Source organism: Parabacteroides johnsonii DSM 18315 (genome assembly GCF_025151045.1).
GTDB classification, from domain to species: Bacteria; Bacteroidota; Bacteroidia; order Bacteroidales; family Tannerellaceae; genus Parabacteroides; species Parabacteroides johnsonii.
In genome coordinates, this window is the sequence record NZ_CP102285.1 from 3,480,626 (window position 1) to 3,492,902 (window position 12,277).

Consider the following 12,277-nt stretch of genomic DNA (forward strand, 5'->3'; position numbering starts at 1 on the left):
ATCTTTGCAATGTGGTTTTTTCATAATAGTATTAGATTTAAGGTTAACAAAGTTGGTTAGGGGTTGTCGTGAGACAGCCTTTAATTGTTTATAGGGGTTTCGTTTCTCTCCCACATACAAACCATACATAAAAAGGACGATCAGGACAGTTTATAGATATTCCCCGGTAACGCTTTTATTTTCCCGTTTATTTCCAGTTCGAACAATAGCGTAGAAAGTTGATGCACCGGCATCTCCAATACTAAGGCAAGCTCGTTGATATGAATTTCGTTCCGCGTTCGCATGATGGCTAAAACCGGATTTTGTTCCGGGACGGAAACATCCGTATCGGCGAAAAGCAGTTCCGTTTGAGCGGGAGTAGCCGTAGCTTGGATATCCCAACAAAGAGCAGATAGCAAGTCGTCGGCAGAAGTAATCAGGCCGGCTTTATTTTGTCGGATCAAGTTGTTGCATCCTTTGGAATGGCTGTCGCCGACACGTCCAGGAAAGCTATAGACATCCCGGCCATAAGAAAATGCAATATCGGCAGTCACCAGAGAACCTCCTTTCTCAGCCGATTCAACCACGATCGTACAATCCGACATTCCAGCGACAATCCGGTTCCGCCGGAGGAAATTAGGGCGGTCCGGTTCTGTCCCGCTGGGAAAGTCAGTCAACAAACCGCCTGATTCCAGCATTTCCACAGCCGTATTCCGATGGCTGGAAGGATAGATACGGTCCAGACCATGCGCCAGTACGGCAACGGTCGGCAGTTGGTTGTGTAAGGCACTCCGGTGGGCACAGATATCGATACCGTAAGCCAGTCCGCTCACGACCAACAAATTAGGAATCGCCTCTGCCAGGTCTTTTATAAGGGATTCGGTAAGCCCCCGGCCGTATTCGGTCGCGTTGCGAGTACCTACGACACTGATGATACGGCTTGCATCAAGATTTGTATTTCCCTTGAAATAGAAAAGTATGGGAGCATCCGGACATTCTCTTAGGCGTGCCGGATAAGCTGCATCAGTCAGGTAATAACAGGAAATATTATTTTTCTCGATAAACGCCAACTCTTTTTCCGCCCGTTGGAGGATTTCCGGGCGCTTGATCTCGGCAGCGAGATGGCTGCCGATACCGGGGATTCTTCCTAACAACTGTTGCTTTTCAGCAAACACAGCTTCTGCATCGTCCAAGGTCTGCAGGAGATGGCGTGCCAGGATATCTCCCACGCCGTTTATCATAGTAAGGCCTATTTGGTAAATCAGTTTGTCTGTCATGTATGTTCTATTCTTTTTAGCATTTCGTCGAAATATTCACCGCGTGTCAGCTTTCCGTTCTCAACGATAACCGACTCGACGATCCCTTTCGTTGCCAGCGCATTGTCGGAAGCTCTGTAAATGTCCTGTTCGAAGACGAGCTTGACACCCTTTTTATAGACATTGAGGCAAGAGATGTAGCTATCGCCGCTCTTAAGCGAGGTCTTATACTGGATTTCTACCCGCGACACAAATCCGTCAACCCCTTTTTCGTGCATCTTTCCGAAGTTCTCGCCGAGTGATTCAAGGAATTCATGCCGGGTATGTTCCATATAATGCTGGTAGTTGGAGTTGTTGACCACTCCCTGCAGGTCGCATTCGTAATCGCGAACCTTGTCTGTCAGTTTAAAAATATACTCTTTCATCATTCAAATACTTTTTCAAGTTGAACCTTTTCCATTTTATACAACCGGTCGGACGGACGGATCTTCTCGTTCACCTTAAAGGAGAATCGTTCGCCTTTGACGGTTTCATCCACCGGTTTCAAATCTACGCGGATTTCTTCTATTGTTTGCATGACCGCACCCGTTGTCGGTCCGGTAATCAGGATCTCATCGCCCACTTTCAGGCTGCCAGATTCCATTTCGAACTCAGCCACACCGATCTTGTCAAAATATTTGATCCCTTTGGCGACATACACTTTCTTCTTTGTCGCGCCGGAACCATATTTACTGCTCCATTCACCCAACCGTTGCCCCAGGTAATAACCGTCCCAGAATCCCCGGTTGAACACACTACGCAGGCGTTCATCCCAAGTGGCAACTTTCTCTTCGTCGAACGTGCCGTTGCAGTAGGCACGTACGGCTTCCTTATAACATTCGGTCACCAGACGGACATATTCGGGACCGCGGGCACGTCCTTCGATCTTGAATACCCGTACGCCTGCATCCATCATCTTATTCATGAAATGAATTGTTTTCAGGTCTTTAGGCGACATGATATACTGGTTTTCGATATCCAGTTCAATATTGCTGTCTTTGTCTTTTACCGAATAAGCACGCCGGCAGATCTGCATGCAGGCTCCCCGGTTGGCGGAAGCGTTCATCTCGTGCAGGCTCAGGTAGCATTTACCGGAAACGGCCATACAGAGGGCTCCATGAGCAAACATTTCGATGCGGATCAGTTCTCCTTTCGGCCCTGTGATCTGCTGGTCGACGATCTGCTGGTAGATTTCGTGCACTTGTTTCAGGTTCAGCTCGCGTGCCAGGACAACGACATCGGCAAAACGGGCATAGAATTTCAGCGCTTCCGCATTGGAGATATTGAGCTGCGTGGAGAGATGCACCTCTTGCCCGATACTGTTCGCATAGTTCATGGCCGCCACATCAGCCGCAATGATTGCAGAGACTTCCGCCTCCTTCGCCGCGTCGATAATCTCGCGCATCAAAGGCAAATCCTCGCCATATATAACAGTATTAACGGTCAAATAGCTTTTAATACCATGCTCACGGCAGATTGCAACGATCTTGCGCAAGTCGTCCGTCGTAAAGTTATTGGAAGAGCGCGAACGCATATTCAATCCTTCAATACCGAAATAAATAGAATCGGCTCCTCCCTGGATAGCCGCCATCAGCGATTCGTACGAACCGACAGGCGCCATTATTTCAAAATCTTTCTCGTTCAAGTTCTTATACATTTACTGGTTCGTTCGCAAAGGTAGGAATAATATCCGAGAAGATCAGCGCAACTGATAAATCGTGATGAGCGGATTTGAATCTTCCGTTATCTGTTGCAGGACCAGATGCTTCTTGAGGTCAGGATATTTCTCTTTGAGATATTCGATTTCCACGGCTGTATTAAACTGTACCATTTGTTTTTTGCCGGGATAAGACAGGTAAGGCCAGATAGGAAGACCGTTGTCTTTCGTATTTCGGAGGCCTATTCCTGCCAGCGTCCAGTTGTTTTTGAATAATTCCTGGGCATTGATCGGAGAAGTTTCACGTTTCAACTCACCGGTAGCCTTATCCAAACCGTACAAATAGAATTTGGATTGGTTGGAACCTTCGAAACATTTAACGAAGTAATGCCGGGGTGTCTCAAAGAAGCTGAAGACGCTATATTTCCCGTCTACCGCCTCATTACCGGTCTTGGAAGAGCGCATTTCTTTTTCTTCCTCGGCAGAATATCCCGTGTTGATAAGAAAAGCCGGAGCGATATTTCTTGCATTTACATCCCAGACCGTGTCTATCCCTTCCGAATAGCATAGTATGCCGTCCTTACTGCCGCTGAATATCCAACCTTTCAGGCTCGTTTCTTCCAACGGCATCAGATCCATATCCCCGATCGTATGCCGGAATGCGATCGTATCGTCTGTGGCCCAATTAAAGACTCCGAGACTGAACATACCCGGCGTGTTCATAGGAACATACATCCTCCCTAATTCCGCCATCGTATTCGGACCGACAGAGAATTGGTACGAGTAAGGGCGCGGATTCTCTATCTTTTTGATAAATTCTCCATCAAAGGAGTAGAAAGAGGTGGAGAAGTATTCGCTGACACAGAAGAGGCGGTTCTCTTCGTCTACGGTTAGCGAAATGATCTGTCCGGTTTCCCCCGGCCCGTTTCCTGTTTTAGCGATGCAGCGCAAGAACTTCCCTTTCCGGTCGAACTGCAAGACACCGTCCTGACGGGTGGAATAGACGAAGATATATTCGTCTGAAACACACAAATCCAATACGTCTGCGATCAAGGATTCATCCGTCAGTTCCAACGGAACATATTCGATGGATTCGATTTCGTCTGCAATCTCTATTTGACCGGAAGTGAAACTCGTTGCTGTCAGATCGATCCGGGGTAATTTGCTGGCAGATTGATCTGATTCGCATCCGGTAAAAGTGGCAATGGCTGTTATAAGCCCGAACAACATCTTTTTCATACGCTTTTTTCTGTCAAAAGTAGGGAATACGGCTTTCTTGTCGGTTTCACATCAGTTCACATCTGCTTAAAAATCATGGATCAAGGAGTCGCATAGCTCCGGCGTCCCCTTTTCACCTGTTATTTTCTGGTACAGGCGTACGCGGCGCATCGAAATCGCCTGGTTGGTACAGCAGAGAAGCATGGCTGCGGTCGAAGGGGGAATTCCCATCTTAATCAGGCAGCACATGCGCCATTCCTGTTCGCTAAGCTTCGGTACTTCTTTTTTCAGCCGTTCGCGAAACTCCGGATAGGTCCGGTTGAGCGCTTGTAATAGTTCTTCCCAGTCTTTGGGGGACGGTTTCCATTCTTCCTTTTTGTGAAAACGCAGGTAGATTTCCGAAGAACAGAAGTCTGCTTCGGACAGAGAAATGACAGTCTTCTTCTGGCGGTAGCGGAAATATCCCCAGATTCCGGTACTACAGGAGACAAGTAGAGTGAACCAGACGTATATTTGCCCTTTCTGTGTCTTTTGAGTGTTGGACAAACGTTTTTCCCATTCTTTCTGTTCCGAGGTACGGAGGAGCCGGGTGATTTGATTTTGTTCTTTTTCCTGTCGCAGTTCAGATAAGTAATGGAGGTAGCTTTTGTGGTAGAAATCCGCTTGCAAACTATCTCCACGATTTCGGGCGATACGTGACAGGGCCGCATATAGATGCGGATGGGAAGAAGGAACTTCACTTAAATTCTTTTCGGCTTCATCTAATTTTCCCAAAGCAATCTGCAAATCTGCCAGAGCTAAATATATTTCCGCTTTCTCTTTCCGTGGAATCGTTTGTCCCGATTCCTCTTTTAGTAAAGTTTCCGCCTCTTTATAACTTCCATTCTGTTGCAAGATCTTTGCCTGCTTTATCCGGCAACCGGCCTTTTCGTAATAATAAAAGGCGCTGTCTGCCTGTCCGGATAAGGAATAAACATCCCCTATTTCCCGATAAAGTTCCAGCCTTAGTGAATCACTGGCAGGGTTCAGGATATAGCTTAATGCTACATTTTCGTTTTCCAGTGCTTTCTGCTTCAATGATTGTTTCCGGTAAATTTTTCCTGTTTCCAGGTAGGCAATGGAAAGGGCGACGCTGTCTTTTTCCTTCTCCGCCTGCCCGATCGCCTGTCGATAGGTCTCTAATGCCGGGAGAAACTGCAACCTTTCTCTGTAAAAGGCAGCCTGCCGGAGAAGTTCACCGGTGGTCGGAATCTCGTTCTGTCCGGAAGAAGAACAGGCAGTGAAAAGACAAATGAGAATGAGTATTCCTATTTTATGTATCATCTGGATCTTTCTTTTGAAAGGACAAAGATAGTAACATTCTTCAATAGGTAATCTCTTCTGTGAAGAGGTTATACCTCCCCGTTCACTCCCCCCAGATTGGAGTTTGTAAACGGAGAGGAAGACAAGGCTATACTTTATACCCCTGATCCTTAGTCGATGAATTGCAGTATTTCGTACCGGACAGGATAATCGATCTTTTTCTTCAATTCTTGCTTGACGGTTTCCAGCAACTCTTTAGGAGCTTTTTTGTTGATCCTGACAGTTACTTTCGTAATATTATCGCTATAGATCTTGTCTATACGTTGTCCGAGGTTAGGCCCCAGTTTGGCATGACGATCATATAGAACAAATTGCTGATCCGGTTGTCCGTCCCGATAGCTGAAAACAACCTGTCCCGCAGGAGGAGGCGGTGGTGGTGGAGGAGCAGCAGCGTCTCCGATTTTGAAAGCGTGCATATTGATTTTGCAGACCCATCCTTTTTTCTCCAACAACCCTTTGAGTTTTTCCACCTCTTGTCTGGATACTTTGGCATTCTCAGGTTGAAGGATCAAAGGAACCGACTTGGATATCTGATTCAACCGAGAATCATTCTGATTTGCACTGAACCTTTCTATGCTAAGTGCGGCGACAATCTTTTTGTTCTGAATTAGAAAAACCGCATCGTCATTCTTACGGTAAGGTTTAGCAACATCATCCATGACCGTGTTCGGGACAGTCTTGTCGATCTTGCATTTAATCCCTTTTTCTTCCAAAACCGCTTTAACCTTTTCCAAATAAGAAGCAGGGACATCCTCAAAAGCCGGATTGATAGTCACTTCCAAAGTGTTCTTGAATTGACCTTCCGCAACTCGCGTTCTGATCCTATCCAGCGTTTTGCATACAAGACGGTTCAAATCTTCCGAACCAGACACTTTGTAGGTGAGGAAAACAGCATGATCCTGTTGCACAGTTTCCTGATTTACCGTACTTTTGTTAACTGATAGATGAATTTCTCCGGTCGCTTCCGGTGGTGAACCCACCTCCGGACGAGCGAACGCACTTAAGGCCGCGAGGCCTACCGGGACCAGGAGCGCAAGCTTCAACCGGGCCCAATTGTTCGATTTCTTTTTTAACATCATAGTAATACGTTTTTTAATTTTACTGTGATTGAAGCTGTTGGCAAGAGTGTAGAGGCTGGAGCCGACAGCTTTTTTCACAAGCAATAGTTGATATTTCGTTGCATCGATGCCTTGATTGAGCACACCTTTATCCGCCTGATACTCGTGTATGTCCCGCAACTCCCTTTTCAACAGCCACACGGCAGGATTCAACCATTGTAGCAGAAGGATCATTTCCATATAGGCCAGATCGACCGAATGGTTATGGCGAAGGTGCATTTTCTCGTGTGTAAGGATTTCATCCGGATGATCCCGGTAATCGTCTTCCGACAAGAAGATATAACGCCCCCAACTGAAAGGAGACAAGGAGCCAGGAAGCAGGATCAACGTGTACTTCCCCTGTTGCAATTTCCTACCACTCCTCGACAGCTGATACATTTTCCTGAATGACAAAACCGTTGTAACCAAACATATACAACAGCCTATAAAATAAACAATCCCGATAATCCCTACCCAGGGAACGGAAGTCTCCTTCTGCCCCGTCATACCCGTAAGCACTTCTTCCTTATCCGGAGCCGGAAGCAGATTTACCTCTTCTTCATGGAAAACCATCTCCCATTGACTGGTCGTATAACTAAAAGGAAGAGGCTGGGATGTTTTGATCCGGCAGAGTGGAAGAAGCATACAGATCCCTGTTCCCACCAACAATATCCGGCGGTTGAACCGGAAAAACGTGTCATTGCTAAACAACGCCTTAAAACAGACGTAGAACACAGCCAGACAAATACCGGATTTTAATATGTATAGAAGAAAGACTTCCATAGACATTCGTTTTTACTTGTTTTTGATCTGCCGGATCAACTCCTGCAACTCGTCAATCGTAAGCGCCTCCTCTTCTATCAACGTCGAAACGACACGGGTGTACGAGTTATCATAATATTTGTCGATCACTTGTTTCAGAGAATTACGCCGGTAATCGTCTTCCGATACCAATGCATAATATTGGTGTGTATTACCATACACCTTGTATCCGATATATCCCTTTTCTTCCAGCGAGCGGACAATCGTGGACAAAGTGTTATAATGCGGCCTGGGCTCTTCCTGCAAGTCAAGTAACTCGCGAACAAACAAGGGACCTTTCGTCCAAAAGTAGCCCAATATCTCTTCTTCTTTTGATGTCAATCTGACCATAATTCGTTTTTTATTAAAGGAATGCACAAATATAACTATATTATTTAGTAATACAACTATACGATATAGTTATTTCACTATATTTATTAGTAGAAACACTTTTCCTCCTGTTTTTACCCCGAAATCAGTACCTTTGTAGTCGTTATTGACGATAAATATGAAAATAGGTACAATAGATTTAGGCGAACGCCCTGTCTTCCTGGCTCCGATGGAAGATGTTACAGATGTTTCTTTCCGGTTGATGTGTAAACGTTTTGGTGCCGATATGGTTTATACCGAATTCGTTTCGGCAGATGCCCTGATCCGCAGTGTAAACAAAACACAGCAAAAACTGAATGTGGCAAATGAAGAACGTCCGGTCGCCATCCAGATATACGGTCGCGATGTTCCGACAATGGTCGAAGCCGCACAAATTTGCGAGGCTGCTCATCCGGACATTCTCGACATCAATTTCGGTTGTCCGGTCAAACGGGTAGCAGGCAAAGGAGCTGGTGCCGGCATGCTGCGCAATATCTCGCTGATGCTGGACATCACCCGCGAAGTCGTTAAAGCGGTGAACATCCCCGTCACCGTAAAGACACGCTTAGGCTGGGATGCCGACAACCGGATCATCGTAGACCTGGCTGAACAGCTGCAAGATTGCGGTATCGCCGCCCTTTCCATCCACGGACGTACCCGAGCACAGATGTATACCGGAGAGGCAGACTGGACACTGATCGGCGAGGTAAAAAAGAATCCCCGCATGCAGATCCCTATCATCGGTAATGGCGATGTCACTTCCGCCGAAATCTGTAAACAACGTTTCGAACAATATGGAGTGGATGCCGTTATGATCGGTCGAGGCAGCATAGGCCGTCCCTGGATTTTCCGCGAAGTGAAACATTTCCTGAATACGGGCGAACTATTGCCTGCCGAATCCTTCTCCTGGTATCTGGACATACTAAAAAAGCAGGTGGAACAAAGTGTTGCACGTTTGGATGAACGCCGGGGGATTCTCCACATACGCCGCCATTTAGCTGCAACTCCGTTGTTTAAGGGTATTGCCGACTTCAAGCAGACACGTGTTGCCATGCTGCGTGCAGAAACAGTGGAAGCCTTGTTCGACATTTTGGATTCCATCCCTGACAAATTTCACACAGGAAGCGGATTTCAAAGCGACCCTCGAGTATCAGAATCGATAGATTATTGATATAATAACAAAGTGAATCCGCACACAGTGTCAATTTTAAAACAAAAAGTGGCAAATTTGCAATAAAATGTAATCACAACTCTTGCGTATTCAGTAAATATACTTTATATTTGCAGTGAGTTTTTTTCATAGTATTTTAGATCTAAGGTTAACAAAGTCTTTGCAGAGGGGGAATCGAGAGACTGTTTCACTGGAAAGCAACAAAAAGGCCGCATCCATTCTTATTATAGGGAGTGCGGCTTTTTTGTGGACTTGAACGAACATTATTTTGACGACCGTCTTCATCGTCCTGGCGACCGTCTTTATCACGATGAAGTCAATGTTCATATAGGATGAAGACGGTCGTCACGACAATAAAGACGGTCGCCAGGAAAAGGAACATTGGAAACATTTTTACGGGAAGAGATGAAATAAAAAAGGAGGTATGTCGAAACTATCCTGTTCCCGCACTTGACGCGAGATCGCATTAAAACCGGCCCTATAAAAATCTGATTGATAAGGTCTGTCCTTTTGCGGCCCCGCATCAAGTGCGGGGACAAGGAGATTCTGACACACCGCCTTTTCTATATATACTAATAAAATGTATTAGTCTTTCAACTTAGCAGAGATGAACTCACGGTTCAAACGGGCGATATTGCTAACGGAGATGTTCTTCGGACATTCCATTTCACAAGCGCGTGTGTTGGTACAGTTACCAAAGCCCAGTTCGTCCATTTTAGCAACCATTGCTTTCGCACGGCGAGCCGCTTCCACCTTACCCTGAGGTAACAGAGCCAACTGGCTAACCTTTGCAGAAACAAACAGCATCGCTGAACCGTTCTTACAAGCAGCAGCACAAGCACCGCAACCAATGCAAGCAGCAGCATCCATAGCCAAGTCAGCATCCTTCTTTGGAATAGGAATAGCATTTGCATCAGGCACACCACCGGTATTCACTGAAGTAAAACCACCTGCCTGGATGATTTTGTCGTAAGCATAACGATCCACCATCAAGTCGCGGATTACCGGGAAACCGGCAGAACGCCACGGTTCGATTGTAATCGTTTCGCCATCATTGAAACGACGCATATAGAGCTGACAGGTCGTTGCACCTGTTGCCGGTCCATGTGGATGTCCGTTTACATACAATGAACACATACCGCAGATACCTTCACGGCAGTCGTGGTCGAATACGATAGGTTCTTTACCTTCGCTAACCAAACGCTCATTCAAAATGTCTAACATTTCCAAGAAAGAAACACTCTGATTGATTTTGTCGATTTGGTAAGTCTCAAACTGTCCTTTATCTTTCGGACCTTTCTGACGCCAAACTTTAAGTGTTACCTTTATATCTTTATCCATGATTCTAATTTTTGTGATTGATGATTATTACTTCTTGTAGTTACGTGTTTGAGGAACAACGAACTGATAGTTCAAATCTTCCTTCAGCATAACCGGGTCTTTGTCTTCGCCCTGGTATTCCCAACAAGAGACGTACATGAACTTATCGTCATGACGCATAGCTTCGCCTTCTTCGGTCTGATGTTCCGTACGGAAGTGACCACCACAAGATTCTGCGCGGTCTAACGCATCGTGTGCCATCAATGTACCGATTTCGATAAAGTCTGCCAGACGCAATGCCTTGTCCAATTCCACGTTCATATTGTTAGCTTCACCCGGAATGAATACATTGCTCCAGAATTCTTTCTTCAGGTCTTTCAACATGGAGATAGCTTCCTTCAAACCTTCCGCATCACGTGCCATACCAACGTGTTCCCACATGATATGTCCTAATTTGCGGTGGATAGAATCTACTGTTTCTTTACCCTTCACGTTCATCAATTTCGCGATACGAGCATTGATAGCCTTTTCTGCTTCCGCAAACTCAGGCAGGTCAGTGCTGAAACGCGGAACCTGGATCTGGTCAGACAGATAGTTCTGGATCGTGTAAGGCAATACGAAGTAACCATCGGCCAATCCCTGCATCAAAGCAGAAGCACCCAGACGGTTAGCACCGTGGTCAGAGAAGTTAGCTTCACCGATTGCGAACAGACCCGGAATAGAAGTCATCAATTCATAGTCAACCCACAGACCACCCATTGAGTAGTGCAATGCAGGATAAATCATCATCGGAGTTTCGTACGGATCATCGTTAGTGATTTCTTCATACATATCGAACAGGTTACCGTATTTCTGCTTAACCACTTCCTTACCCAGACGGTTGATAGCGTCGGAGAAGTCGAGGAATACAGCCAAACCAGTGTTGTTTACACCGAAACCAGCGTCGCAACGTTCTTTGGCGGCACGCGAAGCCACGTCACGCGGAACCAAGTTACCGAATGCCGGATAACGACGTTCCAGATAGTAGTCGCGGTCTGCTTCAGGTATATCTTTACCTTTCTTAGTTCCAGCCTGCAATGCCTTTGCATCTTCCAGTTTCTTCGGAACCCAGATACGACCATCGTTACGCAGTGATTCAGACATCAAAGTCAACTTAGACTGGTAGTCGCCTTTCACCGGTACACAAGTCGGGTGGATCTGCACCATACAAGGGTTAGCAAAATAAGCACCTTTCTTATAGCACTGCCATGCAGCAGAACCGTTGGAAGCCATCGCGTTGGTAGACAAGAAGAATGTATTTACATAACCACCTGTTGCCACCACTACGGCGTGAGCTGCGAAACGTTCGATTTTACCAGTAATCAAGTTACGGGCAATGATACCGCGAGCGCGACCGTCTACCTTTACAACATCCAACATTTCGTGACGAGTGTACATCTTCACCTTACCCAAACCGATCTGGCGGCTCAATGCAGAGTAAGCACCCAGCAACAACTGCTGTCCGGTCTGACCGCGGGCATAGAACGTACGGGATACCTGAGCACCACCGAATGAACGGTTATCCAACAGACCGCCGTATTCACGAGCGAAAGGTACACCCTGTGCTACGCACTGGTCGATAATAGAGTTTGACACTTCAGCCAAGCGATAAACATTTGCTTCGCGGGCACGGTAGTCACCACCTTTGATTGTATCGTAGAACAGACGGTAAACAGAGTCACCATCATTCTGATAATTCTTTGCCGCATTGATACCACCCTGTGCAGCGATAGAGTGAGCACGACGGGGAGAGTCCTGAATACAGAAATTCAATACATTGAATCCCATTTCAGCCAAAGAGGCAGCAGCAGAAGCACCGGCCAGACCAGTACCTACTACAATGACATCCAAACGACGTTTGTTTGCGGGATTCACCAATTTCTGGTGATTTTTATAATTTGTCCACTTCTCAGCCAACGGGCCCTGAGGGATTTTAGAATCTATTTGAGTCATACTATTTTATTTTCAA

Annotated in this window: 10 protein-coding genes; 1 reads left to right on the forward strand and 9 read right to left on the reverse strand. The window is 46.2% G+C overall.

The genetic code is table 11. The annotated features are described in order from the left end of the window. Positions 1-140: 140 nt before the first annotated feature. From dprA to NQ564_RS14580, 7 genes are all read right to left on the reverse strand, one after another. Complete coding sequence (gene dprA, locus NQ564_RS14550; RefSeq protein ID WP_008146371.1) at positions 141-1,256, reverse strand: DNA-processing protein DprA; 1,116 nt, start codon at positions 1,254-1,256, stop codon at positions 141-143. After that, complete coding sequence (locus NQ564_RS14555; protein ID WP_008156366.1) at positions 1,253-1,660, reverse strand: acyl-CoA thioesterase; 408 nt, start codon at positions 1,658-1,660, stop codon at positions 1,253-1,255. The genes dprA and NQ564_RS14555 overlap by 4 nt, the downstream gene beginning before the upstream one ends. Further along, positions 1,660-2,931, reverse strand: coding sequence for a peptidase U32 family protein (locus tag NQ564_RS14560; RefSeq protein WP_008146376.1), 1,272 nt, complete (start codon positions 2,929-2,931; stop codon positions 1,660-1,662). The genes NQ564_RS14555 and NQ564_RS14560 overlap by 1 nt, the downstream gene beginning before the upstream one ends. A gap of 42 nt (positions 2,932-2,973) precedes the next feature. Then, positions 2,974-4,170: a 6-bladed beta-propeller gene (locus tag NQ564_RS14565; protein WP_008146383.1), complete on the reverse strand. Its 1,197-nt coding sequence runs from the start codon at positions 4,168-4,170 to the stop codon at positions 2,974-2,976. 66 nt (positions 4,171-4,236) lie between these two features. Beyond that, positions 4,237-5,472 (reverse strand): tetratricopeptide repeat protein, encoded by a 1,236-nt coding sequence (locus NQ564_RS14570; protein ID WP_008146385.1) that lies wholly within the window; start codon positions 5,470-5,472, stop codon positions 4,237-4,239. Positions 5,473-5,621: 149 nt separating this feature from the next. Then, a complete protein-coding gene (locus NQ564_RS14575; protein WP_008146387.1) occupies positions 5,622-7,391 on the reverse strand; it encodes a M56 family metallopeptidase in 1,770 nt (589 codons plus the stop codon). 12 nt (positions 7,392-7,403) lie between these two features. Next, positions 7,404-7,760, reverse strand: a complete 357-nt coding sequence (locus tag NQ564_RS14580; protein ID WP_008146389.1) for a BlaI/MecI/CopY family transcriptional regulator — start codon at positions 7,758-7,760, stop codon at positions 7,404-7,406. A gap of 157 nt (positions 7,761-7,917) precedes the next feature. On the opposite strand from NQ564_RS14580, the gene dusB reads away from it, so the two are divergent. Beyond that, entirely contained in the window at positions 7,918-8,949 is a 1,032-nt protein-coding gene (gene dusB, locus NQ564_RS14585; RefSeq protein WP_008146392.1) for a tRNA dihydrouridine synthase DusB, read from the forward strand. 585 nt (positions 8,950-9,534) lie between these two features. On the opposite strand, the gene NQ564_RS14590 is transcribed toward dusB, so the two are convergent. Together NQ564_RS14590 and NQ564_RS14595 are read right to left on the reverse strand one after the other, a co-directional pair. Continuing rightward, positions 9,535-10,290 carry a succinate dehydrogenase/fumarate reductase iron-sulfur subunit gene (locus NQ564_RS14590; protein ID WP_008146397.1) on the reverse strand — a complete coding sequence of 252 codons (756 nt, stop codon included), beginning with the start codon at positions 10,288-10,290 and terminating at the stop codon, positions 9,535-9,537. Positions 10,291-10,317: 27 nt separating this feature from the next. Beyond that, a complete protein-coding gene (locus NQ564_RS14595; RefSeq protein ID WP_008146399.1) occupies positions 10,318-12,261 on the reverse strand; it encodes a fumarate reductase/succinate dehydrogenase flavoprotein subunit in 1,944 nt (647 codons plus the stop codon). Positions 12,262-12,277 lie beyond the last annotated feature (16 nt).

Bases quoted from the DNA above. Each gene is read 5' to 3' on its own strand.
- dprA (WP_008146371.1), bottom strand. From the start codon at position 1,256: ATGACAGACAAACTGATTTACCAAATAGGCCTTACTATGATAAACGGC.
- NQ564_RS14555 (WP_008156366.1), bottom strand. From the start codon at position 1,660: ATGAAAGAGTATATTTTTAAACTGACAGACAAGGTTCGCGATTACGAA.
- NQ564_RS14560 (WP_008146376.1), bottom strand. From the start codon at position 2,931: ATGTATAAGAACTTGAACGAGAAAGATTTTGAAATAATGGCGCCTGTC.
- NQ564_RS14565 (WP_008146383.1), bottom strand. From the start codon at position 4,170: ATGAAAAAGATGTTGTTCGGGCTTATAACAGCCATTGCCACTTTTACC.
- NQ564_RS14570 (WP_008146385.1), bottom strand. From the start codon at position 5,472: ATGATACATAAAATAGGAATACTCATTCTCATTTGTCTTTTCACTGCC.
- NQ564_RS14575 (WP_008146387.1), bottom strand. From the start codon at position 7,391: ATGGAAGTCTTTCTTCTATACATATTAAAATCCGGTATTTGTCTGGCT.
- NQ564_RS14580 (WP_008146389.1), bottom strand. From the start codon at position 7,760: ATGGTCAGATTGACATCAAAAGAAGAAGAGATATTGGGCTACTTTTGG.
- dusB (WP_008146392.1), top strand. From the start codon at position 7,918: ATGAAAATAGGTACAATAGATTTAGGCGAACGCCCTGTCTTCCTGGCT.
- NQ564_RS14590 (WP_008146397.1), bottom strand. From the start codon at position 10,290: ATGGATAAAGATATAAAGGTAACACTTAAAGTTTGGCGTCAGAAAGGT.
- NQ564_RS14595 (WP_008146399.1), bottom strand. From the start codon at position 12,261: ATGACTCAAATAGATTCTAAAATCCCTCAGGGCCCGTTGGCTGAGAAG.